Genomic DNA, 24,271 nt, shown 5'->3' with positions numbered 1-24,271 from the left:
GACTATGTAGGGGTCGTCGGAAATCACTACCTGACGGTTGAACGGGTATGCGGCGCCCCCTATACTCTGCGCGCAATTTTGTCGGCACAAAGTATGCCAAGTTGTTGATTTGCGAAGCCGACGCCAGAGGACTGTGAGACAGATGGAACCCCGCAAGCCCAATCGCCTGCCCTTCCATCGCCAACCGGCTTTTCGCCTGTTGCTCGTCCAACTGGTGGTGCTGCTTATCGGTGCAGCGGCCCTGTGGTTTGCCCAGGGATCGGTCGCAGGCTATTCCGGCCTGCTGGGTGGCCTGATTGCGTGGTTGCCGAATCTGTACTTTGCTCGCAAGGCGTTCCGCTACAGCGGCGCCCGTTCAGCCCAGCTGATAGTCCGGTCCTTTTATGCCGGCGAGGCGGGAAAACTGATTCTGACGGCAGTGCTCTTCGCACTGACGTTCGCAGGTGTGAAGCCTTTGGCGCCACTGGCGCTGTTCGGCATCTACCTGCTGACCCTGGTGGTCAGCTGGTTTGCACCCCTGCTGATGCGAAACACATTTACAAGACCTTAGAGCGATTGAGGCAAACATGGCAGCAGAAAGCGCTTCGGGTTACATCCAGCACCACTTGCAGAACCTGACCTTCGGTCGTCTGCAGGACGGTTCCTGGGGGTTCGCCCACACCGCCGAACAAGCCAAGGAAATGGGCTTCTGGGCATTCCACGTTGATACCCTGGGTTGGTCCGTATTCCTCGGCCTGGTATTCATCTTCCTTTTCCGCATGGCGGCCAAGAAGGCTACCAGCGGTCAACCTGGCGGCCTGCAGAACTTCGTCGAAGTTCTGGTCGAGTTCGTCGACGGCAGCGTGAAGGACACCTTCCACGGCCGTAACCCGCTGATCGCACCCCTGGCGCTCACCGTGTTCGTCTGGATCTTCCTGATGAACCTGATCGACCTGGTGCCCGTGGACTTCCTGCCGCTGGCGGCTCAGGCGGTCACCGGCAACGAACACCTGTTCTTCCGCGCCGTATCCACCACCGACCCGAATGCCACCTTCGGCATGTCGATCGCGGTGTTCGCGCTGATCATCTTCTACAGCATCAAGGTCAAGGGCATCGGCGGCTTCCTCGGCGAACTGACCCTGCACCCGTTCCACAGCAGCAACATCGTGGTTCAGATCATCCTGATCCCGGTGAACTTCCTGCTCGAGTTCGTGACCCTGATCGCCAAGCCGGTATCCCTGGCACTGCGTCTGTTCGGCAACATGTACGCCGGCGAGCTGATCTTCATCCTGATCGCCGTGATGTTCGGTACCGGCATCCTCTGGCTGGGCGGCATGGGTGTCGTGCTGAACTGGGCGTGGGCCGTGTTCCACATCCTGATCATCACCCTGCAGGCGTTCATCTTCATGATGCTGACCATCGTCTACCTGTCGATGGCCCACGAAGACAGCCACTGATCAAAAGATTCTGTACGCCCTCTCCCCTTGCGGGAGGGGGTGAAAGAAGAGTTTCACCACCTTAACTTGCTTCACCTTTAACCAACACGACAAAAAGTCGGGAGGAAAAATGGAAACTGTAGTTGGACTCACTGCTATCGCCGTTGCTCTGCTGATCGGTCTGGGCGCTCTGGGTACCGCCATCGGCTTCGGCCTGCTGGGCGGCAAGTTCCTGGAAGGCGCTGCTCGCCAGCCGGAAATGGTTCCGATGCTGCAGGTGAAAATGTTCATCGTCGCCGGTCTGCTCGACGCCGTGACCATGATCGGTGTTGGTATCGCTCTGTTCTTCACCTTCGCTAACCCGTTCATCGCTCAGGTTGCCCAGTAATTTCCGCAGTGCGGAAATCTGTGACTGAACAACGAACGAGCGAGGTATTGGCGTGAACATTAATGCAACTCTGATCGGCCAGGCCATCGCGTTCGCCATCTTCGTCATCTTCTGCATGAAGTTCGTATGGCCGCCGGTCATCGCGGCTCTGCACGAGCGTCAGAAGAAGATCGCCGACGGCCTGGACGCTGCCAACCGCGCGGCTCGTGACCTGGAACTGGCCCACGAGAAAGCGGGTCAGCAACTGCGCGAAGCCAAGGCTCAGGCAGCCGAAATCATCGAGCAGGCGAAGAAGAGCGCTAACCAGATCGTTGACGAAGCCCGTGATCAGGCCCGTGCCGAAGGTGATCGCATGATTGCCCAGGCCAAGGCCCAGATCGAGCAGGAACTCAACAGCGTCAAGGACGCCCTGCGTGCCCAAGTGGGTGCCCTGGCCGTCTCCGGCGCCGAGAAGATCCTGGGTGCTTCGATCGATGCCAACGCGCAAAAGCAGCTGGTTGATCAACTGGCCGCCGAGATCTAAGCAGAGGGCGATATGGCAGAACTGACCACATTGGCTCGTCCTTACGCGAAGGCGGCTTTCGAGTACGCCCAGGCTCATCAGCAATTGGCCGATTGGTCTGCTGCTCTGGGTGTGCTGGCTGCAGTGTCGCAGGACGACACCGTGCGCCAGCTGCTCAAAGAGCCTCAGCTGACCGCCGCAGCCAAGGCTGACGCGCTGATCGACGTGTGTGGCGACAAGCTCAATGCTCCGGCCCAGAACTTCGTCCGGACTGTGGCTGAAAACAAGCGGCTCGACCTGCTGCCGACCATCTTCGAGATGTTCGAGCAACTCAAGGCCGAGCAGGAAAAGCTGGTCGAGGTCGAGGTCACCAGTGCCTTCGCCCTGGACCAGGAACAGCAGGACAAACTCGCCAAGGCTCTCAGCGCCCGGCTCAGTCGCGAAGTGCGACTTCATGCGTCGGAAGACGCGAGCCTGATCGGCGGCGTGGTGATCCGCGCCGGTGACTTGGTAATCGATGGCTCGGTGCGCGGCAAGCTCGCGAAACTGGCCGAAGCGTTGAAATCTTGAGTTTGAAGGGGCAGCGGCATGCAGCAACTCAATCCTTCCGAAATTAGTGAAATCATCAAGGGGCGCATCGAGAAACTCGACGTCGCCTCGCAAGCGCGCAACGAAGGCACCATCGTCAGTGTTTCCGATGGCATCGTGCGCATCTTCGGTCTGGCCGACGTCATGTACGGCGAAATGATCGAATTCCCGGGCGGCGTCTACGGTATGGCGCTGAACCTGGAGCAAGACTCCGTTGGTGCTGTGGTACTGGGTGAATACCAGGACCTCAAAGAAGGCATGAATGCCAAGTGCACCGGCCGCATCCTGGAAGTACCGGTTGGTCCGGAACTGCTGGGTCGCGTTGTCGACGCACTGGGCAACCCGATCGATGGCAAAGGCCCGATCGATGCCAAGCTGACCGACGCCGTCGAGAAAGTGGCACCGGGCGTGATCTGGCGTAAGTCGGTAGACCAGCCGGTTCAGACCGGTTACAAGTCGGTCGACGCCATGATCCCGGTAGGCCGTGGCCAGCGCGAGCTGATCATCGGTGACCGTCAGATCGGTAAGACCGCCCTGGCCGTCGACGCCATCATCAACCAGAAAGACAGCGGCATCCGCTGCGTATACGTTGCCATCGGTCAGAAGCAATCGACCATCGCCAACGTCGTTCGCAAGCTGGAAGAAAACGGTGCCCTGGCCAACACCATCGTGGTCGTTGCCAGCGCCTCCGAATCCGCTGCTCTGCAGTACCTGGCGCCGTACTCCGGCTGCACCATGGGCGAATACTTCCGCGACCGCGGTGAAGACGCCCTGATCGTGTACGATGACCTGTCCAAGCAGGCCGTTGCCTACCGCCAGATCTCCCTGCTGCTGCGCCGTCCGCCGGGCCGTGAAGCCTACCCGGGCGACGTGTTCTATCTCCACAGCCGTCTGCTGGAGCGCGCTTCCCGCGTTTCCGAAGAGTACGTCGAGAAGTTCACCAACGGCGAAGTGAAAGGCAAGACCGGTTCCCTGACCGCCCTGCCGATCATCGAAACCCAGGCTGGTGACGTTTCCGCGTTCGTTCCGACCAACGTGATCTCCATCACCGACGGTCAGATCTTCCTGGAAACCTCCATGTTCAACTCGGGTATCCGTCCGGCCGTCAACGCCGGTATCTCGGTATCCCGTGTGGGTGGCGCGGCTCAGACCAAGATCATCAAGAAGCTGTCCGGCGGTATCCGTACCGCGCTGGCCCAGTACCGTGAACTGGCGGCCTTCGCCCAGTTCGCTTCGGACCTGGACGACGCGACCCGCAAGCAGCTTGAGCATGGTCAGCGCGTTACCGAGCTGATGAAGCAGAAGCAGTACGCGCCGATGTCCATCGCCGAGATGTCGCTGTCCCTGTACGCCGCCGAACGTGGCTTCCTGCAGGACGTCGAGATCGCCAAAGTAGGCGCCTTCGAACAGGCGTTGATCGCTTACTTCCAGCGCGAGCACGCCGCTCTGCTGGCGAAGATCAACGAGAAGGGTGACTTCAACGACGAAATCGACGCAGGCATTAAAGCCGGCATCGAGAAGTTCAAGGCCACCCAAACCTGGTAAGCCGCAGCGGGGGTCGGTAACGGCCCCCGCCTGCTAACCCGATAGGTGTGAAATGGCAGGCGCAAAAGAGATTCGCAGCAAGATTGCGAGCATCAAAAGCACGCAAAAAATCACCAATGCCATGGAAAAGGTGGCGGTGAGCAAAATGCGCAAGGCACAACTGCGCATGGCGGCCGGCCGTCCCTACGCGGAGCGCATTCGCCAGGTGATCGGCCATCTGGCCAACGCCAACCCCGAGTACCGTCATCCGTTCATGGTCGAGCGTGAAGTCAAGCGCGTCGGCTACATCGTGGTGAGCTCCGACCGTGGTCTGGCCGGCGGCCTGAACATCAACCTGTTCAAGGCGCTCGTCAAGGACATGGCAGCCCAGCGCGATCGTGGCGCGGAGATCGACCTCTGCGTGATCGGTGCCAAGGGTGCATCCTTCTTCAAGAACTATGGCGGCAACGTGGTTGCAGCCATCAGTCACCTGGGCGAAGAGCCGTCGATCAACGATCTGATCGGCAGCGTCAAGGTCATGCTGGATGCCTACCTGGAAGGGCGTATCGATCGCCTGTACGTGGTTTCCAACAAGTTCGTCAACACCATGACCCAGAAGCCGACCGTGGAGCAGATGATTCCGCTGGTGGCCGAGGACAATGCAGACCTGAAACACCACTGGGACTACCTCTACGAGCCCGACGCCAAGGCCCTCCTCGATGGCCTGCTGGTGCGCTACGTGGAATCCCAGGTGTATCAGGCGGTGGTTGAGAACAACGCCTGTGAGCAGGCGGCCCGGATGATTGCAATGAAGAACGCTACCGACAACGCCGGTGATCTGATCAGCGAACTCCAGCTGGTCTACAACAAGGCGCGTCAGGCGGCGATCACCCAGGAAATCTCGGAAATCGTCGGCGGCGCTGCCGCGGTGTAAGAACAGGTTCAAAATTCAGAGGAACCAGACATGAGTAGCGGACGTATCGTTCAAATCATCGGCGCCGTGATCGACGTGGAATTCCCGCGCGATGCCGTGCCGAGCATCTACGAGGCCCTGAAGGTTCAGGGCGTCGAAACCACCCTCGAAGTTCAGCAGCAGCTGGGCGACGGCGTGGTTCGTTCCATTGCAATGGGTTCCACCGAAGGCCTCAAGCGTGGCCTGAACGTGGAAAGCACCGGCGCAGCCATCTCCGTACCGGTCGGTAAAGCGACCCTGGGCCGGATCATGGACGTACTGGGCAACCCGATCGACGAAGCCGGTCCCATCGGCGAAGAAGAGCGTTGGGGTATCCACCGCGAAGCTCCCTCCTATGCCGATCAGGCTGGCGGCAACGAGCTGCTGGAAACCGGCATCAAGGTAATCGACCTGGTCTGCCCGTTCGCCAAGGGTGGTAAGGTCGGTCTGTTCGGTGGCGCCGGTGTAGGCAAGACCGTAAACATGATGGAGCTGATCCGTAACATCGCCATCGAGCACAGCGGTTATTCCGTGTTCGCTGGTGTGGGCGAGCGTACCCGTGAGGGCAACGACTTCTACCACGAGATGAAGGACTCCAACGTTCTGGACAAAGTGGCCCTGGTATACGGCCAGATGAACGAGCCGCCGGGTAACCGTCTGCGCGTTGCACTGACCGGCCTGACCATGGCCGAGAAGTTCCGTGACGAAGGTCGTGACGTACTGCTGTTCATCGACAACATCTACCGTTACACCCTCGCCGGTACCGAAGTGTCCGCACTGCTGGGCCGTATGCCGTCCGCAGTAGGTTATCAGCCGACCCTGGCCGAAGAGATGGGCGTTCTGCAGGAGCGCATCACCTCCACCAAGCAAGGCTCGATCACCTCGATCCAGGCCGTATACGTTCCCGCGGACGACCTGACCGACCCGAGCCCGGCGACCACCTTCGCCCACCTTGACGCTACCGTGGTACTGTCCCGTGACATCGCCTCGCTGGGTATCTACCCGGCCGTGGACCCGCTGGACTCCACCTCCCGTCAGCTGGACCCGCTGGTCATCGGCCAGGATCACTACGACACCGCTCGTGGCGTGCAGTACATCCTGCAGCGCTACAAGGAGCTGAAGGACATCATCGCGATCCTCGGCATGGACGAACTGTCCGAGTCCGACAAGCTGCTGGTGGCTCGTGCTCGTAAGATCCAGCGCTTCCTGTCCCAGCCGTTCTTCGTGGCAGAAGTCTTCACCGGTTCCCCGGGCAAGTACGTCTCCCTGAAGGACACCATCGCTGGCTTCAAAGGCATCCTCAACGGTGACTACGACCACCTGCCCGAGCAGGCGTTCTACATGGTCGGCGGCATCGAAGAAGCCATCGAGAAAGCGAAGAAGCTGTAATCCGTGCGCCCGGAAACGGGCGCTTACGTGAGGCAAGGGTATGGCTATTACAGTCCACTGCGACATCGTCAGCGCCGAAGCGGAGATCTTCTCCGGTCTGGTCGAGCTGGTCGTTGCGCACGGCTCCCTGGGTGATCTGGGTATCGCTCCGGGCCACGCGCCGCTGATCACCGAGCTCAAGCCGGGTCCGATCCGCCTGGTGAAGCAGGGTGGCGAGCAGGAGGTGTACTACATCTCCGGCGGCTTCCTCGAAGTACAGCCGAACATGGTCAAGGTTCTCGCCGACACCGTGATTCGCGCAGGCGACCTCGACGAAGCGGCTGCCCAGACCGCACTGAAGGAAGCTGAGAAGGCTCTGCACAGCAAAGGTGCCGAGTTCGACTACAGCTCCGCCGCAGCCCGCCTGGCCGAAGCCGCAGCGCAACTGCGCACGGTCCAGCAGGTTCGCAAGAAGTTCGGCGGCTGAGCCGCGCGAAGCTCCTCGGGGCTTCAGCGACAAATTGGAAAAGGGTAGCCTTGGCTACCCTTTTTCTTTTTCTACACCCGGGGTTTCCCCGCTCACCAGGACGGTCTGTCATTCATGTCCCTCGAAATCGTCATTCTCGCCGCTGGCCAGGGCACGCGCATGCGTTCGGCCCTGCCGAAAGTCCTCCACCCGGTCGCTGGCAAGCCGATGCTCGGCCATGTGATCGATACCGCGCGCACGCTCAATCCTTCCCGCATCCACGTGGTGATCGGGCACGGTGCGGAGCTGGTGCGTGAACGCCTGCAGGCGGACGACCTGAATTTCGTGATCCAGGAGCAGCAGCTCGGCACCGGCCATGCGGTGGCCCAGGCCGCGCCGTTCCTGAGTGCGGACAAGGTGCTGATCCTCTACGGCGACGTGCCGCTGATCGAGCAGCCGACCCTGGAGCGCCTGATGGCCCAGGCCAATGCCGAACAGCTGGCACTGCTGACCGTCGAACTGGATGACCCGACCGGCTACGGCCGCATCATCCGTGACGCTGCTGGCGAGGTTCAGGCCATCGTCGAGCAGAAGGACGCGTCCCCCGAGCAGCGCGCCATCCGCGAAGGCAACACCGGCATCCTCGCCGTGCCGCGCGAGCGCCTGGCCGGCTGGCTGTCGCGCCTGTCCAATTCCAACGCCCAGGGCGAGTACTACCTGACTGACGTGATCGCCATGGCCGTGGCCGATGGCCTGCGCGTCGCCACTGCGCAGCCCCAGGCGGCCATGGAAGTCCAGGGCGCCAACGATCGCCTGCAGCTCTCCGAGTTGGAACGCTTCTTCCAGCAGCGCGTGGCGCGTCGACTGATGGCCCAGGGCGTGACCCTGATCGATCCGGCACGCTTCGACGTGCGTGGCGAGGTCAGCGTCGGCCGCGACGTGCAGATCGACATCAACGTGATCCTCGAAGGCTTGGTGGAAATCGAGGACAACGTACAGATCGGTCCGAACTGCTACATCAAGGACAGCACCCTGCGCCGTGGCGCCATCATCAAGGCCAACTCGCACCTGGAAGGCGCCCACGTCGGTCCGGACAGCGATGTCGGCCCGTTCGCCCGCCTGCGTCCGGGCAGCGTGCTGGAGCGCCAGGTGCATGTGGGTAACTTTGTCGAGCTGAAGAACGCCCACCTGCAGGACGGCGTGAAGGTCGGCCACCTGACCTACCTGGGCGACAGTGAAGTCGGTGCGCGCACCAACATCGGCGCCGGCACCATCACCTGCAACTACGACGGCGCCAACAAATGGCGCACTACCATCGGCGAAGACGTCTTCATCGGCTCCAACAACTCCCTGGTCGCGCCTGTGGATATCGGCTCCGGCGCCACGACTGGCGCGGGTTCTACCGTTACCGCAGAGGTTCCGGCCGGCACCCTGGCGGTCGGTCGCGCCAAGCAGCGCGTGATCGATGGCTGGAAGCGTCCGGAAAAGATCAAGAAGCCCTGACGTCACCTCATTCCGCCTGTGGGTAAGTCTTTATTCACAGGTGGGGCTACGCTATTTCGTTATCCACAGACGTTTTCCTCACCCGTGCTGCCGCTCGGGTAGGGGCGTCTTTCCTGCCGGAGTTTCTCGATCATGCTCGGCGTCGCCGTCCTGATCTTTCTGATCACCGACCCGTTCGGCAACATCGCGGTGTTCCTTGCCGCACTGAAATCCGTCCCGGCCGAACGCCGGCTCAAGGTCGCCCTGCGCGAACTGCTGCTCGCGCTTGGCCTGCTGCTGATCTTCCTGACCCTTGGCGAGCACATCCTCACCGGCCTGGGGCTGTCGAAGGAGGCCACCGGGATCGCTGGCGGCATCATTCTCTTCGTGGTCGCCATGCGCCTGATCTTCCCGACCCCGCAGGGTGTGCTGGGCGACATGCCCGACAGCGAACCGCTGCTGGTGCCGCTGGCCACCCCCGCCGTGGCCGGCCCGTCAGCGCTGGCCATGCTGATCACCCTGCGCACCACCTACACCGGCCCGTTGTGGGAGTTGTACCTGGCGGTGATTCTCGCCTGGGCGGCGACGGCGCTGATCCTACTGCAGGCCTCGTTCCTGCAGCGCTTCCTCGGCCCTCGCGGGCTGACCGCCGTGGAGCGCCTGGCCGGCATGTTGCTGATCATGCTCAGCGTGAACATGCTCCTGCAGAACCTGCGCAGCGTCCTGCACATTGCAGCGTGAGTGAGCCCATGACCCTTCGCATCCCCTGTCTCGCCCTGTCCGCCTTGCTGCTAGCCGGCTGCGCCGAGCAGGGGCTGCAGATCGATCGCTCGCATGTCTCGCGCAACCAGGACAGCCGCGTCCAGTACATCATCATCCACTACACGTCGGAGAACCTGTCGCGTTCGCTGAAGGTCCTGACGCAGGGTGAGGTCAGCGCGCATTACCTGATCGGCGACCAGCCGCCGACCATCTACGAGCTGGTGGACGAGAACCGCCGTGCCTGGCACGCCGGGCAGAGCGAATGGCAGGGCCGCACCTGGCTGAACTCCACGTCGATCGGCATCGAACTGGTCAATCCCGGCTATCGTGAAACCCCCAATGGCAAGATCTGGTATCCCTACCCGGACGGGCAGATCGATGCACTGATCGCCCTGCTCAAGGACATCAGCAAGCGCCAGGGCATCACCCCGGAACACATCCTCGGCCACAGCGACATCGCCCCGCAGCGCAAGGTCGATCCGGGCCCGCTGTTCCCCTGGAAGAAGCTCGCCGATGCCGGCCTGATCCCCTGGCCGAAGCCGGGCGAGATTGCCCGCCGCCTGGGTGAGCTGAACGGCCAGTTGCCCGCCCCGGGGTGGTTCCAGCAACAGTTGGCGCGCCATGGCTACGCGGTGCCGCTCGACGGGGTGCTGGATGAGGAAACTCGCAACGTGATTGCCGCCTTCCAGATGCGCTTCCGCCCGGACCGTTTCGACGGCGAGCCGGACCTGGAAACCGCAGCGCTGTTGCTGGCCGTGCCGACCAGTTAAACCGGCAGCAGCAGGTAGAAGCGCGAGCCTTTGCCCGGCTGCGAGTGCAGCAGGATGCGCCCGCCGTGCAGTTGGACGATCTCCTTGCACAGGGCCAGGCCGAGGCCGGCGCCGCCTTTCTTGCGCCCAACCTGGACGAAGGGCTCGAAGATGCGGCTCTGCTGGCTGAAGGGAATCCCGTCGCCGTTGTCCTCCACGGCTATTGCCACTCGTTCATCGTGACAGCGGGCCTGCAGCCGGATGACGCCACCCTCGTGGGTGTGACGCAGGGCGTTGCTGATCAGGTTATCGATGACCCGTTCGATCTGCAGGCGGTCGAGGTTGATCGGCGGCAGGTCGGCGGCGGTTTCCAGCTGGATGTCGATGAGCTGATTGTGTGCCTGACCCTCGAAGCGTTGCCTGGCCTGCGCGAGGATGTCGGTGATGTCGCAGGGCTGCAGGTCGAGTTTCTGCGTGCCGCTCTGGTACCGGGAGAAATTCAGCAGATCGCCGATCAGCAGCACCAGCCGCCGCATCTCCTCATCGACCGTGGTGATCAGATCGTGCTCGCGGGAGTCTTTGGGAAAGGCCAGACGCTCGGAAAGCAGGCCGAAGGCCATGTGCATGCCGGTCACCGGCGTGCGCAGCTCATGGGAGGCGCGCAGCACGAAGTCGTTGCGCACCCGCTCGAAGGCGCGTTGCTCGGTGACATCCCGCAGCACCATCACCGCGCCGATATTGCGTCCATCGTCGTGGGTGACCGGTGACATGCCCCAGGTCAGTAGCCGCTGTTCCCCATTGACCTCCACCACCAGGTCCCGGGGCGTTTCCTCCAGCAGGTTGCCTGCCAGAACTCGCTGGGTGGCCTGGGACAGCTCCGGGCTATCCAGCAGCGTGCCCAGGTCCTGTCCATGGGGATCGCTCCGGGAGAACAACTGGCGGCTGGCGACCGGGTTGGCGTGCTCGATGCGGCCGTCTCGATCGAGGATCACCAGGCCGTCGTCGATGCTGTCGAGCACGGCTTGCAGGCGCCGGCGCCCGTAGCCGATGGCTTCGGTGTTGGTCTCCCGGTACAGGCGCAGGGCCTCCGCCATCAGACCGAAGCGGCGGCTCAGGGCGGCCAGCTCATCCACCGGGGAAATCGGCAGGGTCAGGTCGAAGTCACCCTGTCCGATCTTGTCCGCCGCCTTGGCCAGTGCGCCGATGGGGGCGCCGAAGCGGCGGGCGATGCTGTGGGCGGTAATGAAGCCGATCAGCAGTATGGCCACGCCCACCAGCCCGAGCAGCCCACTGATCAGTAGCGTCCGCGTGCGCGCATCGCTTTCCTGGGTGTCGATGTTGCGCATGGCGAACTCATGCAGCGCGAGCAACTGCTGACGAAGTCCGTCCAGGTTGCGGCTGAGGTCGCTGTCGGCCAGCAGTTCGGGGCGTCCGGGCCCCGGGTTGTCCGTGGCTGCGACGAATTGCCGGTGGGCGCCGGCTATCTGCTGCAACAGCTGCCGTTCCGTGTCGCTGGAAGCCTGCTGCTGGCCTCGCGCCAGGGCATTGCGGAAGGACTGGCGGGCGGTCTCCAGGCGCTGGGTGTCGGGTTCCGTGTTGAGAACCTGGACCAGCTCGTCGCCCAGGGCCTGGCGCAACTGCTGGCTGACCTCGATGGTGTCGAAATTGCGCTGGATGAGTTCCGCCTGCTCGCGACCGGTGAGCACCACGCTGAACAGCCCCAGCAGCAGTCCCAGCAGGGCCACCGTCATGAGCGCCGAGATGCTCAGGAAGAGCTGGGTGCGCAACGTCAGCGACAGGGGCAGTTTCACAGGCTGTATTGCTTGCGCTTGCGGTAAAGCGTGGAGGCGTCGATGCCCAGGGTCTTGGCGGCCTGATCGAGGGTTGCGCTGGAGGCCATCACCGCGGCGATGTGGGCTTTTTCCAGCTCCTCCAGGCTGAGCGATTCGCCGATGCGTGGTGTGGCGTTTGTCGAATGCTCGCTGGGTGCCAGGTGTTCGATACCGATCAGCTCCTGATTGCAGATAATGCTCGCACGTTCGATAACGTTTCTCAGCTCACGGACATTGCCGGGCCAGCCGTAGCGGCGTAGCAGGTCACGGGCCTCATCGGTGAAGCCGCGGGCCGGGCGGCCGTAATCCTTGACGAAGCGGGCGAGGAAGCGCTCGGCAAGGTTCAGGATATCTTCGGCGCGTTCGCGCAAGGGTGGCAGGTTCAGCACGATGACGTTCAGCCGGTACAGCAGGTCTTCGCGGAAGCTGCCCTGGGCGACCATGCCGGCCAGATCGCGGTTGGTCGCTGCAAGGATGCGTACGTCGGCGGTGCGCGTCACCGGGTCGCCCACCCGCTCGTACTCCTTGTCCTGGATGAAGCGCAGCAGCTTGGGTTGCAGGTTCAGGGGGAAGTCGCCGATCTCGTCGAGGAACAGGGTGCCGCCGTCGGCTTGGCTGATGCGTCCAAGGGTGTTCTCGGTGGCGCCGGTGAATGCGCCGCGGCTGTGTCCGAACAGTTCGCTTTCGGTCAGCTCGGCGCTCAGCGATGGGCAGTTGATGGTCACGCAGGGTTTTTTCGCCCGCTTGCTCCAGCCATGGATGGCCCGCGCCAGTTCGCCCTTGCCGGAGCCGGACTCGCCAAGGATGAGGATGTTGGCGTCGGTGGCGGCCACCTGGCGGGCGGTTTCCAGGACCGCAGCCATGGCCGGGCTCTGCGATTCGAGCACGTCGCCCTGCTTGCGCATCTCGCCTTCCAGCGCCTCGATACGTGCCGTGAGCTGGTGGACCTCCAACTGCTTGGCGGCGGCCAGGCGCAACTGATCGGGACTGCAGGGTTTCACCAGGTAGTCGGCGGCGCCGCCCTGCATGGCGTTTACCGCGCTGTCCACGGCGGAATGGGCGGTGATGATGACGACGCGCATCCAGGGGGCTTGCACGCGCATCTGGGCGAGCACGTCCAGGCCGTTGTCCTCGCCCAGGCGCAGATCGAGGAAGCACAGGTCGAAAACCTGTCGTTGCAGCAGCGTGTCGGCCTGGGCGGCGCTGCTGGCGGTCGCCACGCTATAGCCTTCATCTTCCAGGCAATAGCGGAACGAGCGCAGGATGGAAGGCTCGTCATCGACCAGAAGGATGCGGCCTTGTTGCTCAGGCGGAGCGTCCATTCAGGGTGATCCTCATTATTTGTCTTAGGTTATTTCTTAGTCCCGGAAATTTCGTGCAAGTTGCAAAGGCTCTTTCCAGAGCATCGGGCAGGGTGCAAGGACAGAGTTATCCACACGGTAGGTAATGCGTTGAAATAAAAGGACTTATCAACAGGATGGCACTGGCATGGGCATTTTGCTGTCTCTACTGGCAGTACAGAAAAACGCCAAGGAGCGCACCATGCCCACCCCGAAGCTGCTTGTCCTGGCCCTCGGCAGCGTGCTGCTGGCCACTCAGCCGTTGGTCGGCCAGGCCGAGGAATCCACCCTTACCGAACAGTTGGCCGAGGCGCGCCAGGAGGGATCGATCTGGACCGCCATCAACCTCAACCGCGACCTGAAGCCCTTCAAGCTCAGCGTGGATGTGGAAAAGGGCCGTGCCGTGCTGGGCGGCAAGGTTGCCAGCGATGAACAGCGCGAACTGGCGGCGCAGGTCGCCATGAGCGTCGAAGGCATCACCTCTGTGGATAACCGCATTACCGTCGATCCGGCGCTCGCCAGCGGCGAGGCGCCGCGCAGCGATGCGGTACAGCGCTGGGACGATGCGGCGCTGGCCGCCCGGGTCAAAGCCAAGCTGCTGTTGGACAAGCCTGCTGAAGGTCTGGATATCAAGGTCTCCAGCAAGGCCGGTGCGGTCACCCTGGAGGGTACGGTGCCCAGCGAGGAAGCCAGTCAGCAGGCTTCCCACCTTGCCGCACAGACCGAAGGCGTCGCCTCTGTGGATAACCGCTTGAAGGTGGTGCCGGAAGGTTCGTCGACCAAGAAGCTGGAAGACTCTGTGAACGATGCCCAGGCCGCGGTCAGCGATGCCTGGATCACCAGCCAGATCAAGGCTGACGTGCTGGCGCGCCATGCGTTGAGCGGGCTTTCCATTGGCGTGTCGACCCGTGATGGTGTGGTCAGCCTCAGTGGCGTGGTGCCCAGCAATGCCGAGCGCCAGCAACTGATCGACACCGCGCGCAAGACCCGCGGCGTTCATGAAGTGGACGCCAGTGCCTTGAAGGTGGCCGGCCAGACCACCGGTCTGTATCGACCGCCCCTGGACGACATTCACGCGTGAGCCGTACCCGATGAGTGATCGCAGCCAGGCCTTCACCGGGCGGTTGCAAAATGCATGGTGAAAGCCTGGCAATCGTGCAGGATGCGGGCGGAAAAGTCCTGCTTAAGTGACCCAACGCATTGTTTTAAAAGGATAAAAAAGACAGCAACAGCCTGGCATGTGGCGTGCAGACTCCCAAGGAAATCAGATCATGCGGCCGGCAATGGCAAGGAGGCTCGCAACGGCCAGGAGAGTCGGGATGAATAGCCACGAAACACGTGTCGATGTCTGGAGCCGGGTCCTGCTGGCCATCGCCCTGCTGCTTTTGCTGATCCACCAGACGCAACTGATGTCGCCACTCTCGGGCTATCCCCGCGTATTTATCCCCAGCGCTTATAGCGTGCTACCGGCTGCCCCGCGTTATCCACAGCCCCTTCCGGCCAGGGATAACTTCGACCGGCAGTGGAGCGCGAAACCCCAGGAGTCGCAGGCGGCATCCCCGCGTCGCGGGGGGTGGGTGTTCTGAATCCACGGCCGGCTGGCCTGAACCTCGGGAGCGGGGTCATCCACGCGGCTACTCCGGCAGCGGCGCCGAATCGACCACGAGATAGAGGAGAAATCCCATGCTCAGTTGGGCTCTGACATTCCTGATCATCGCCATCATCGCCGGCGTGCTTGGTTTCGGCGGAATTGCGGGCGCTGCGACCAGCATTGCCAAGATCCTGTTCGTACTGTTCCTGGTGCTGTTCGTCGCGTCGTTCATCGTCGGGCGCTGGCGAGGCTGACGCCATTTCTATACTGATGACGAGCACGGTGATGGATTTCATCCACAAGCTGCTGATCGGTCTCCTGCTGCTGGCCGGCGTCGGGGCCCAGGCCCTGGCGTTGGGGCCGGACAGGATCACCGGGCAGCGGGTCGACCAACTGATGGCTTCCGATCAACAGTACCGGCAGACCTGGCACTCCGTGGTGCGCAACGAAGATCAGTTGCCCGGCTGGGTAACGAATCTCACCGGCACCTCGATGCCGATGCACTCGGTCGACCAGCCGGGCGGCAAGTACCTGGTAGGCGAACTGTGCGAGGCCTACGACTGCACCAGGCACCGGCTCTATGTCGCCTTCACCTGGGATAAACAGAAGGCCTATGCCCTCTACGTGACCGTGCCCGAAGGGTTGCCGCCGGACCAGGCGCCGAGCCGGCACGCCCGCCTGCGCTGGCTGGGCAAACCCGATGACGCGGTGAAAAGCATTCTGGATGAGGAGCTCAGGAGTGATCCGAGCTGGTTCTGATTGCGCGTGGCCGACGGCCTGCGCATGACCAGGGGGCCGGGATGTTCGGGGTGATTCAGGCCCTGAGCGACTCTGGGGTACAGGGGGTACCTCCGCAACGGCGGACCAGGTCAGGGTAAAAGGCTGCGGCGGAGCCGGAGTGGGGAGGAGACATCGTCCTCACCTCGGTTCCGCGGAGCCGGACCGGTTACGGCTTGAAGTTGGCGGCGTCGCGCGCCCAGCCGTCGAGCACGGGTTTCAGGTCGTTGAGCGTCAGCTGCGTGCTGGAGTTCTCCAGCGCCTCGCCAGCGCCTTTGCGCACCACCTTGGCCACCGGCTTGCTGGTGGCGCCGTCCAGCGCTTCCATCTCCACATAGACCTCGGTTGCCTGGTCCCGCGTGCCGATGGCGGTGGTGGTGGCCGCGACCACCAGGGCGATCGGGATCACTTCGTAGGCGTGCAGCCCTTCGGTGGAAACGTTCACGCCGGTGATCGCGGTCTTCAGCACCAGGGTGTCGCGGTCGGCCTGCTGCACCACTCGGTAACGGCTGCTCAGCTGCCGCTCGATCTGCTGCTTCAGGTAGTCGGGAATGGCGTTCAGAGTCGTCTGGTCGACGTTCTCAGTTGGCTTGGGCTGCGGGAAGTACACCGGCCGCTCCACCAGCACCGAGCTGTAGTTGCTCAGTTTCAGATTCGGGTCCACCCAGCGCAGCACTGGTTGTCCGCTGGGCGAGGTCGCGGGTTTGAGCTGGGAGTAGTCGTCGAGGAAGCCGGAATACTGCGAGGCATCCGGCTTCTGGCTGGAACAACCGGCCAGTGCCAGGGCGCCGGCCAACAGCAGGGTGGGTACTACCGAGAGTCGCGTCATAGAGAGTCCTGTATCTGAAGGTTCACCGCGTCGTTCACAGACTTGGCTGGCATGCTTGCGGCGGCGAAGAGTAGCCGCGCTCCGCTTCGAACCAGCACGAACTTACTGATACCGATCAATCCGATGTGACCGGGAAGCGTCCTACAATGCCTCGCCGATTCCCGTCGGCTGATTCAGCTCTATAAACCAGCACCGCAGCAACGAAGAGCGGATTCCGGCGACTTATCCACAGCGCCCGCGATCCTGCCAGCCCTGCGGTCCAATGGCCTCATTCCTTGGCCATGGCCTTCCGTGACGGTCCTTCGATGTGACCGTACATCCGGTAACTGGAACACCGGGTGTCTCGATTCCGGACGGCTCATCCGTTCAACTCGCGCCATTGACGGCATGAATGCAAACAAGCCTAGCCGGCTTTGCAGACCGCTGCGTGACAGGCGTTGAGGAACCTGGTTCATGCAATAAATCAAGGGCCGAAAGACCTGGAACCAAGGTTTCAAGTGCTTTTTCCTATGCCGATTGTGCATAGGGTAGGCGCCTCCGGCATTAGACGAGGGCGTGGGGCATAGGAATCATGCGCCCCTTTTTCGCTTGCCGTCGGCACCCCGATGGCCAAGCGGAACCCCGACTTCCACAAGAATCAAGGGTGACTCACTATGGGCAAAGCCAAGCTCAGCCTCGCCTGGCAGATCCTCATCGGCCTGGTACTCGGAATTGCACTGGGCGCCGCGCTCAACCACTTCAGCGCGGACAAGGCCTGGTGGATCAGCAACATCCTCCAGCCGGCGGGCGACATCTTCATCCGCCTGATCAAGATGATCGTCGTACCAATCGTGATCTCCTCGCTCATCGTCGGCATTGCCGGCATGGGGGACGCGAAGAAACTCGGTCGGATCGGCCTGAAGACCATCATCTACTTCGAAATCATCACCACGGTCGCCATCGTGGTCGGCCTGCTGCTGGCGAATGTGTTCCAGCCGGGCGCCGGCATCGACATGAGCACCCTGGGCACTGTGGATATCTCCCAGTACGCGCAGACCGCCAAGGAAGTCGAGCACCACCATGCGTTCATCGAGACCATCCTCAACCTGATCCCGTCCAACATCTTCGCGGCCATGGCCCGTGGCGAGATGCTGCCGATCATCTTCTTCTCGGTGATGTTCGGCCTGGGCCTGTCCTCGCTGCCGGCGCCGACCCGCGAGCCGCTGGTGAAGATGTTCCAGGGTGTGGCCGAGGCGATGTTCCGCGTCACCCACATGATCATGCGCTACGCCCCTATTGGCGTGTTCGCGCTGATCGCCGTGACCGTGGCCAACTTCGGTTTTGCCTCGCTGCTGCCGCTGGCCAAGCTGGTAGTGCTGGTGTACTTCGCCATCGCCTTCTTCGCCTTCATGGTGCTAGGCCTGGCCGCGCGCCTGTTCGGCTTCTCCATCATCAAGCTGATGCGCATCTTCAAGGATGAGCTGATCCTGGCGTACTCCACCGCCAGCTCCGAGACCGTGCTGCCGCGCATCATCGAAAAGATGGAAGCCTACGGCGCGCCCAAGGCGGTGAGCAGCTTCGTGGTGCCCACCGGCTACTCCTTCAACCTCGATGGCTCGACCCTGTACCAGAGCATCGCGGCTATCTTCATCGCCCAGCTCTACGGCATCGACCTGTCCATCGGCCAGCAGCTGATGCTGGTGCTGACCCTGATGGTCACCTCCAAGGGCATCGCCGGCGTGCCGGGCGTTTCCTTCGTGGTGCTGCTGGCGACCCTGGGCAGCGTGGGCATTCCGCTGGAAGGCCTGGCCTTCATCGCCGGTGTCGACCGCATCATGGACATGGCGCGCACCGCGCTGAACGTGATCGGCAACGCCCTGGCCGTACTGGTGATCTCCAAGTGGGAAGGCGTGTACGACGCGCAGAAGGGCGCCCGTTACTGGGAAGCCATGCAGAACGGCCGCGTGGAGCAACTGCTGGACGGCAAGGAAACTGCCGCCACCCGTTGAAGGCGATGGCCTACGTAGGGCGTACAACCCTTCGTGGTTGTACGCCGATACTCCCAAGGCCCCGGCATTGTCCGGGGCCTTGTCATTTCTGGCGCCGGGTGTGCCCGTGCCGCTATCATCCGGGCCATTCCAAGGGGGACTCTCCATGCTCAACGGCCTGTGGCTGGGCTTTTTCATCGTCGCGGCGGTTACCGCGCTTTCCCGCTGGCTGCTCGGAGGCGAGGCGACCGTCTTTGCCGCCATGGTGGAAAGCCTGTTCGCCATGGCCAAGCTGTCGGTGGACGTGATGGTGTTGCTGTTCGGCACCCTGACCCTCTGGCTCGGCTTCCTGCGCATCGCCGAGAAGGCCGGCCTGGTGGAGAAACTGGCAGTCCTGCTTGGCCCGCTGTTCCGGCGTCTGATGCCGGAAGTGCCCGCCGGCCACCCGGCCATCGGCCTGATCACCCTGAACTTCGCCGCCAACGGCCTGGGCCTGGACAACGCCGCCACGCCCATCGGCTTGAAGGCCATGAAAGCGCTGCAGGAACTGAACCCGAGCAGCACCACCGCGAGCAATGCGCAGATCCTCTTCCTGGTGCTCAACGCATCCTCGCTGACCCTGCTGCCAGTGACCATCTTCATGTACCGCGCCCAGCAGGGCGCCGCCGACCCGACCCTGGTGTTCCTGCCGATCCTCCTGGCCACCAGCGCCTCCACGCTGGTAGGCCTGCTGAGCGTGTCGCTGATGCAGCGCCTGCGCCTGTGGGACCCGGTGGTGTTGGCCTACCTGATCCCGGGCGCGCTGGCGCTGGGCGCCTTCATGGCCTTGCTCGCCGGCCTGTCCGCCACCGCGCTGGCGCAGCTGTCCTCATTGCTGGGCAACGTGACCCTGTTCGGCATCATCATGCTGTTCCTCGTCGTCGGCTGGCTGAAGAAGGTGCCGGTGTACGAAGCCTTCGTCGAAGGCGCGAAGGAAGGCTTCGACGTCGCCAAGAGCCTGCTGCCCTACCTGGTGGCGATGCTTTGCGCAGTCGGCGTGCTGCGGGCGTCCGGCGCGCTGGAAATGGCCCTGGACGGCATCCGTTGGGCAGTCGAAGGCCTTGGGTGGGACACCCGCTTCGTCGACGCGCTGCCCACTGCGCTGGTCAAGCCGTTCTCCGGCAGCGCGGCACGGGCCATGCTGCTGGAAACCATGCAGTCTCACGGCGTGGATAGCTTCCCCGCGCTGGTGGCCGCCACCGTGCAGGGCAGTACCGAAACCACCTTCTACGTGCTGGCCGTCTACTTCGGCGCCGTAGGTATCCAGCGTGCCCGTCATGCCGTGGGCTGCGCGCTGGCGGCGGACCTCGCCGGGGTGCTGGCGTCCATTGGTGTGTGCTACTGGTTCTTCGCCTGATGCGACTTCCGGACGCAGCCATGCTGCCAGGAAATATGACGCCTGCTTTTTGTCATTGATGGCACATTGCCGTATCATCGCCGCGTGACTCTGGTATCACAGCGTTTTCGACCAGGGCCGCTGGAAGACCGAAGGGATGCGGTGCACGTGGCAACAGGATGCCAGGCTGTCTTCATTTCCCCTGTGTGATCGTTCGTTCCCCGAATCGTCCCGCCGCTGCGCGGAGACGCCAGGCGGGGACCGCCCCTGATCGATTCCCTGGTCATACCCGCCGGTTCTGGCACGGATTCAATTCGTCCAATTGACCGAACAGGGGAATCCCTCATGAACAAACTGCTTCAGGCATCCATGCTGGGCCTGGCGATTTCCGGCGCCCTGCTGTCCGGCGGGTGCGCCACGGAAAGCTCCCGCGCCATGCCGGTGGAACAGGTGGAAAGCGTCAGCCGTCCCTATTCCGGCCCGCGCGCGCCGATCGCCGTCGGCAAGTTCGACAACCGCTCCAGCTACATGCGCGGTGTGTTCTCCGATGGCGTCGATCGCCTTGGCGGCCAGGCCAAGACCATCCTCATCACTCACCTGCAGCAGACCAACCGCTTCAACGTGCTGGACCGCGACAACATGAGCGAGATCCAGCAGGAAGCCGCCATCAAGGGCCAGGCCCAACGCCTGAAGGGCGCCGATTACGTGGTCACGGGTGACGTCACTGAATTCGGCCGCAAGGAAGTCGGCGATCGCCAGCTGTTCGGCATCCTCGGCCGCGGAAAGACCCAGGTGGCGTACGCCAAGGTCGCGCTGAACATCGTCGATATCTCGACTTCCGAGGTGGTGTATTCCAGCCAGGGCGCCGGCGAGTACGCGCTCTCCAACCGCGAAATCATCGGTTTCGGTGGCACCGCGAGTTACGACTCCACCCTCAACGGCAAGGTACTCGACCTGGCCATGCGCGAGGCGGTCAACCGCCTGGTCAGCGCGGTGGAAAGCGGAGCCTGGACGCCCAGCAAACACTGAATCCTGAACTGCAAGGAGCAATGCAAAGATGACGGAAGTGATGAGCACATCGCGTGTGCTGCGTGGCCTGGGCCTGTTCGCGGCGCTGCTGCTGGCCGGCTGCCAGACGCAAAAGCCGCTGTACCAGTGGGAAAGCTACCAGCCGCAGGTCCACGAATACCTCACCGGCGAGTCGAAGGAGGCGCAGCTGGAGGCGCTGGAGCGCGACCTGCAGAAGATCAAGGCTGACAACGGCGCCGTTCCGCCGGGCTATCACGCCCAGCTCGGCCTGCTCTACCTCAGCCTGGGCAAGGACGATCAGATGATGCAGCAGTTCCAGACGGAGAAGGCGCTGTTCCCCGAGTCGGCGACCTACATGGATTTCCTGATGAAGAACGCCCGGGGAGGCAAGTGAGATGAAGCATGCGATCAAGGTTCTCGCCGGTCTGTTCGCCCTGGCCCTGCTCGCGGGTTGTGCACCGCAGAAGACCGTGGACTACTCCGCCTTCAAGCAGAGCCGCCCGAAGTCGATCCTGGTGCTGCCGCCGCTCAACGAGTCGCCGGACGTGAAGGCTTCCTATGGCATGCTTTCGCAGATCACCTACCCGCTGGCCGAGGCGGGTTACTACGTGCTGCCGGTGGCCCTTGTGGATGAAACCTTCCGCCAGAACGGCGTGAGCACTCCCGCTGACATCCACCAGTTGCCCGCCGGCAAGCTGCGCGAAATCTTCGGCGCCGATGCCGCGCTCTACGTCACCGTCACCGAGTACGGCACCAGCTACATGGTGCTGAGCAGCGCAAGCATCGTCACCGCGAGCGCCCGCCTGGTCGACCTGCGTTCCGGAACCACCCTCTGGACCGGTACCGCCACCGCTTCCAGCGAGGAGGGCAGCCAGAACAGCGGCGGCCTGGTCGGCATGCTGATCAGCGCCGCGGTGAAGCAGATCATCTCCAGCGCCCAGGACGACGCCAGCTACCCGGTAGCCGGCATCACCGGTGCCCGCCTGTTGTCCGCCGGACGCAACGGGGGGCTGCTGTACGGTCCACGCTCGCCCAAGTACGGTACCGACTGACTGGAGGTGGCCGGCCACACCGGTGGTCGGCCACCTGCTAAAAGTTTTCTCTCGAAATCCTGTCAAGCAATTGCGCGATATCCAGAAGATTTCCGACGAGATGTCGCGAAGCTTTCACAAAGCTTTCAAGGCCAGTAAATTCGGGCCTTTCAGCCATTTTTAGATTGTCTTCTGGCTGGTTATACACATAGGGTTACAAATAAGTCATCGGATCGCTGCCTGCCTGGCGCCCGGACGATGACCGTCGATTTCCTTTGTGGAGATCCCCCGTGTGTCAGCCTGAGTGATGCCCTTATGGCCTCGAACAATGCCAAAGCCAAAGCCGTCTTCCGTGTAGTAAGCGGCAACTTTCTCGAGATGTACGACTTCATGGTGTATGGCTTCTATGCCACCGCCATCGCCAAGACCTTCTTCCCCGGCGACGACCCCTTCGCCTCCCTGATGCTTTCGCTGGCGACCTTTGGTGCCGGCTTCCTGATGCGGCCGCTGGGCGCCATCTTCCTCGGCGCCTACATCGATCGTCACGGCCGCCGCCAGGGCCTGATCATCACCCTCGGCCTGATGGCCATGGGTACGCTGCTGATCGCCTTCGTGCCCGGCTATGCAACCCTGGGGGCCGCGGCGCCGTTGCTAGTGCTGCTGGGCCGCCTGCTGCAGGGCTTTTCCGCCGGCGTCGAACTGGGCGGGGTCTCGGTGTATCTGGCGGAAATCGCCACGCCGGGCAAACGCGGCTTCTTTGTCAGTTGGCAGTCGGCCAGCCAGCAGGTCGCCGTGGTGTTCGCAGGCCTGCTCGGGGTACTGCTCAACCACTGGCTGAGCCCGCAGGACATGGGCGAATGGGGCTGGCGCGTACCGTTCTTCGTTGGCTGCCTGATCGTCCCGGCGTTGTTCATCATCCGCCGCTCCCTGGAGGAGACCCCCGAGTTCCAGAAGCGCAAGCACCATCCGAGCCTCTCCGAAGTACTGCGCTCCATCGGCCAGAACTTCGGCCTGGTGCTGGCCGGCACCGCCATGGTGGTGATGACCACCGTGTCTTTCTACCTGATCACCGCCTACACCCCGACCTTCGGCAAGAACGAGCTGCATCTGTCGGACTTCGACAGTCTGCTGGTGACCATGTGCGTAGGCCTGTCCAACTTCATCTGGCTGCCGGTGATGGGCGCGCTGTCCGACCGCATCGGCCGCAAGCCCTTGCTGCTGGCGGCCAGTGTGCTGGCGCTGGTCACGGCTTATCCGATGCTGTCCTGGCTGGTGGCCAATCCGAGTTTCTCGCGCCTGCTGGAGGTGGAGCTGTGGCTGTCCTTCCTCTACGGCAGCTACAACGGCGCCATGGTGGTGGCGCTCACCGAGGTGATGCCGGCGGACGTGCGCACCACCGGTTTCTCCCTGGCCTACAGCCTGGCCACCGCCACCTTCGGCGGCTTCACCCCGGCCATCTGCACCTGGCTTATCCACACCCTGGACAACCAGGCGGCGCCGGGTCTCTGGCTCAGCGGTGCGGCGACGCTCGGCCTGCTCGCCACCCTGGTGCTGTTCCGCAAGGGCGCCCGCGTGCGGGAAGGCTCACTGGCGGCCGTCGGCAACTGACGCCGCTGCGGCGTTCTGCCTCACGGCTGATCCGGACGGGCTTGATTCAAGTCAGGCTCGTCCGGGCGCGGAGGGAGAAGGATAGGGTCATCCCAATCCCTCTTCGCCAGCGGAGACCGCGTCATGATGACCCACAGCAACCCTGCGGAGCTTGCAGCCCTCGCGGCTGTAGGTACCGATCACTGGATAGAAACCCTCGACGACGGCAGCCATGTGCTGATCCGCCCGCTGCGTTCGGAAGACCGTGAGCGCGAGCGCCTGTTCCTCGAGCGCCTGTCTCCCATGACCCGCAAATTCCGCTTCCACGGCGAAGTGAAGATCGACGACAAGCTGCTCGATCAACTGATGGACGTGGACTACCAGACGACCATGGCTTTCATTGCCTTGACCCATGTGGATGGTGAACTGCGTGAAGTCGGCATCAGCCGGTACGCGGCTGTGGATAACCAACAGTGTGAATGCGCGGTGACCGTTGCCGACGACTTCAAGCAACTGGGCCTTGGCCTCGCATTGATGCGCCACCTGATCGATGTGGCCAAGCGCAACGGCTTCCACCAGATGTATTCGATCGACTCATCGATGGATCGCGACATGCGCGACATGGCCCGCGAGCTGGGCTTCCGCGCCCAACCCGATCCGGACGACGCCTGCCAGGTGATTCGCCGCCTGGCCCTGTAACGCCTCTACTCCGGCGGG

At 62.9% G+C, this 24,271-nt stretch carries 26 protein-coding genes; 23 read left to right on the top strand and 3 right to left on the bottom strand.

Annotated features, from left to right (window positions below; genetic code table 11):
* Nucleotides 1–142 precede the first annotated feature (142 nt).
* The 12 genes from O6P39_RS27275 (at nucleotide 143) to O6P39_RS27220 (ending at nucleotide 10,217) form a co-directional block, all read left to right on the top strand.
* On the top strand, nucleotides 143–550 hold the full coding sequence (locus tag O6P39_RS27275; protein ID WP_275609442.1) for a F0F1 ATP synthase subunit I: 408 nt from the start codon (nucleotides 143–145) through the stop codon (nucleotides 548–550).
* 16 nt (nucleotides 551–566) lie between these two features.
* A complete protein-coding gene (atpB, locus tag O6P39_RS27270) occupies nucleotides 567–1,436 on the top strand; it encodes a F0F1 ATP synthase subunit A (RefSeq protein ID WP_275609441.1) in 870 nt (289 codons plus the stop codon).
* Between the two features lie 109 nt (nucleotides 1,437–1,545).
* Nucleotides 1,546–1,803, top strand: coding sequence for a F0F1 ATP synthase subunit C (gene atpE / locus O6P39_RS27265; RefSeq protein WP_003457994.1), 258 nt, complete (start codon nucleotides 1,546–1,548; stop codon nucleotides 1,801–1,803).
* A gap of 52 nt (nucleotides 1,804–1,855) precedes the next feature.
* The gene (locus tag O6P39_RS27260; RefSeq protein ID WP_109935329.1) at nucleotides 1,856–2,326 is read left to right on the top strand and encodes a F0F1 ATP synthase subunit B; all 471 of its coding nucleotides are present in this window, start codon (nucleotides 1,856–1,858) and stop codon (nucleotides 2,324–2,326) included.
* A 12-nt stretch (nucleotides 2,327–2,338) separates the two neighbouring features.
* Nucleotides 2,339–2,875: a F0F1 ATP synthase subunit delta gene (locus tag O6P39_RS27255; RefSeq protein WP_275609440.1), complete on the top strand. Its 537-nt coding sequence runs from the start codon at nucleotides 2,339–2,341 to the stop codon at nucleotides 2,873–2,875.
* Between the two features lie 18 nt (nucleotides 2,876–2,893).
* Nucleotides 2,894–4,438 carry a F0F1 ATP synthase subunit alpha gene (gene atpA / locus O6P39_RS27250; protein ID WP_275609439.1) on the top strand — a complete coding sequence of 515 codons (1,545 nt, stop codon included), beginning with the start codon at nucleotides 2,894–2,896 and terminating at the stop codon, nucleotides 4,436–4,438.
* Between the two features lie 52 nt (nucleotides 4,439–4,490).
* Nucleotides 4,491–5,351, top strand: a complete 861-nt coding sequence (gene atpG / locus O6P39_RS27245; RefSeq protein ID WP_015479767.1) for a F0F1 ATP synthase subunit gamma — start codon at nucleotides 4,491–4,493, stop codon at nucleotides 5,349–5,351.
* Between the two features lie 30 nt (nucleotides 5,352–5,381).
* Nucleotides 5,382–6,758 (top strand): F0F1 ATP synthase subunit beta, encoded by a 1,377-nt coding sequence (gene atpD, locus O6P39_RS27240; RefSeq protein WP_109935325.1) that lies wholly within the window; start codon nucleotides 5,382–5,384, stop codon nucleotides 6,756–6,758.
* Nucleotides 6,759–6,798: 40 nt separating this feature from the next.
* The gene (locus O6P39_RS27235; protein WP_275609438.1) at nucleotides 6,799–7,224 is read left to right on the top strand and encodes a F0F1 ATP synthase subunit epsilon; all 426 of its coding nucleotides are present in this window, start codon (nucleotides 6,799–6,801) and stop codon (nucleotides 7,222–7,224) included.
* 114 nt (nucleotides 7,225–7,338) lie between these two features.
* Nucleotides 7,339–8,706: a bifunctional UDP-N-acetylglucosamine diphosphorylase/glucosamine-1-phosphate N-acetyltransferase GlmU gene (gene glmU, locus O6P39_RS27230; protein ID WP_275609437.1), complete on the top strand. Its 1,368-nt coding sequence runs from the start codon at nucleotides 7,339–7,341 to the stop codon at nucleotides 8,704–8,706.
* Nucleotides 8,707–8,838: 132 nt separating this feature from the next.
* Nucleotides 8,839–9,426, top strand: coding sequence for a MarC family protein (locus O6P39_RS27225; RefSeq protein ID WP_015479763.1), 588 nt, complete (start codon nucleotides 8,839–8,841; stop codon nucleotides 9,424–9,426).
* 8 nt (nucleotides 9,427–9,434) lie between these two features.
* On the top strand, nucleotides 9,435–10,217 hold the full coding sequence (locus O6P39_RS27220) for an N-acetylmuramoyl-L-alanine amidase (RefSeq protein WP_275609436.1): 783 nt from the start codon (nucleotides 9,435–9,437) through the stop codon (nucleotides 10,215–10,217).
* Here the strand turns inward: O6P39_RS27220 and O6P39_RS27215 are convergent.
* Together O6P39_RS27215 and algB are read right to left on the bottom strand one after the other, a co-directional pair.
* Nucleotides 10,214–12,007 carry an ATP-binding protein gene (locus tag O6P39_RS27215; RefSeq protein ID WP_275609435.1) on the bottom strand — a complete coding sequence of 598 codons (1,794 nt, stop codon included), beginning with the start codon at nucleotides 12,005–12,007 and terminating at the stop codon, nucleotides 10,214–10,216. The genes O6P39_RS27220 and O6P39_RS27215 overlap by 4 nt on opposite strands.
* The gene (gene algB / locus O6P39_RS27210; RefSeq protein ID WP_275609434.1) at nucleotides 12,004–13,350 is read right to left on the bottom strand and encodes a sigma-54-dependent response regulator transcription factor AlgB; all 1,347 of its coding nucleotides are present in this window, start codon (nucleotides 13,348–13,350) and stop codon (nucleotides 12,004–12,006) included. Before algB ends, O6P39_RS27215 begins: the two co-directional genes overlap by 4 nt.
* 220 nt (nucleotides 13,351–13,570) lie before the next feature.
* Between algB and O6P39_RS27205 the strand changes: the two genes are divergently transcribed.
* The 4 genes from O6P39_RS27205 to O6P39_RS27190 all read left to right on the top strand — a co-directional run bounded on the left by O6P39_RS27205 (nucleotide 13,571) and on the right by O6P39_RS27190 (nucleotide 15,718).
* Nucleotides 13,571–14,449, top strand: a complete 879-nt coding sequence (locus O6P39_RS27205) for a BON domain-containing protein (RefSeq protein ID WP_275609433.1) — start codon at nucleotides 13,571–13,573, stop codon at nucleotides 14,447–14,449.
* A gap of 238 nt (nucleotides 14,450–14,687) precedes the next feature.
* Entirely contained in the window at nucleotides 14,688–14,954 is a 267-nt protein-coding gene (locus O6P39_RS27200; RefSeq protein ID WP_275609432.1) for a hypothetical protein, read from the top strand.
* A 97-nt stretch (nucleotides 14,955–15,051) separates the two neighbouring features.
* Nucleotides 15,052–15,213 carry a DUF1328 domain-containing protein gene (locus O6P39_RS27195; protein ID WP_275609431.1) on the top strand — a complete coding sequence of 54 codons (162 nt, stop codon included), beginning with the start codon at nucleotides 15,052–15,054 and terminating at the stop codon, nucleotides 15,211–15,213.
* Between the two features lie 31 nt (nucleotides 15,214–15,244).
* Nucleotides 15,245–15,718, top strand: a complete 474-nt coding sequence (locus O6P39_RS27190; protein ID WP_275609430.1) for an inhibitor of vertebrate lysozyme family protein — start codon at nucleotides 15,245–15,247, stop codon at nucleotides 15,716–15,718.
* 187 nt (nucleotides 15,719–15,905) lie between these two features.
* On the opposite strand, the gene O6P39_RS27185 is transcribed toward O6P39_RS27190, so the two are convergent.
* Nucleotides 15,906–16,565 carry a DUF3313 domain-containing protein gene (locus O6P39_RS27185; RefSeq protein ID WP_275609429.1) on the bottom strand — a complete coding sequence of 220 codons (660 nt, stop codon included), beginning with the start codon at nucleotides 16,563–16,565 and terminating at the stop codon, nucleotides 15,906–15,908.
* A 653-nt stretch (nucleotides 16,566–17,218) separates the two neighbouring features.
* On the opposite strand from O6P39_RS27185, the gene gltP reads away from it, so the two are divergent.
* The 7 genes from gltP (at nucleotide 17,219) to O6P39_RS27150 (ending at nucleotide 24,253) form a co-directional block, all read left to right on the top strand.
* The gene (gene gltP / locus O6P39_RS27180) at nucleotides 17,219–18,553 is read left to right on the top strand and encodes a glutamate/aspartate:proton symporter GltP (protein ID WP_275609428.1); all 1,335 of its coding nucleotides are present in this window, start codon (nucleotides 17,219–17,221) and stop codon (nucleotides 18,551–18,553) included.
* A gap of 145 nt (nucleotides 18,554–18,698) precedes the next feature.
* Nucleotides 18,699–19,928, top strand: coding sequence for a spore maturation protein (locus tag O6P39_RS27175; RefSeq protein ID WP_275609427.1), 1,230 nt, complete (start codon nucleotides 18,699–18,701; stop codon nucleotides 19,926–19,928).
* A 324-nt stretch (nucleotides 19,929–20,252) separates the two neighbouring features.
* Nucleotides 20,253–20,936, top strand: coding sequence for a CsgG/HfaB family protein (locus O6P39_RS27170; protein WP_275609426.1), 684 nt, complete (start codon nucleotides 20,253–20,255; stop codon nucleotides 20,934–20,936).
* Between the two features lie 28 nt (nucleotides 20,937–20,964).
* Nucleotides 20,965–21,330 carry a DUF4810 domain-containing protein gene (locus O6P39_RS27165; protein ID WP_015479750.1) on the top strand — a complete coding sequence of 122 codons (366 nt, stop codon included), beginning with the start codon at nucleotides 20,965–20,967 and terminating at the stop codon, nucleotides 21,328–21,330.
* A gap of 1 nt (nucleotide 21,331) precedes the next feature.
* The gene (locus O6P39_RS27160; RefSeq protein WP_275609425.1) at nucleotides 21,332–21,988 is read left to right on the top strand and encodes a DUF799 domain-containing protein; all 657 of its coding nucleotides are present in this window, start codon (nucleotides 21,332–21,334) and stop codon (nucleotides 21,986–21,988) included.
* A gap of 294 nt (nucleotides 21,989–22,282) precedes the next feature.
* On the top strand, nucleotides 22,283–23,575 hold the full coding sequence (locus O6P39_RS27155; RefSeq protein WP_275609424.1) for an MFS transporter: 1,293 nt from the start codon (nucleotides 22,283–22,285) through the stop codon (nucleotides 23,573–23,575).
* Nucleotides 23,576–23,698: 123 nt separating this feature from the next.
* Entirely contained in the window at nucleotides 23,699–24,253 is a 555-nt protein-coding gene (locus O6P39_RS27150) for a GNAT family N-acetyltransferase (RefSeq protein ID WP_275609423.1), read from the top strand.
* Nucleotides 24,254–24,271: the final 18 nt, after the last annotated feature.

Source organism: Pseudomonas sp. PSE14 (genome assembly GCF_029203285.1).
In the GTDB taxonomy this organism is placed as follows: Bacteria; Pseudomonadota; Gammaproteobacteria; order Pseudomonadales; family Pseudomonadaceae; genus Pseudomonas.
The sequence above is the reverse complement of the archived record's forward strand: the minus strand, read 5'-3'. Positions and strand labels throughout refer to the sequence as shown.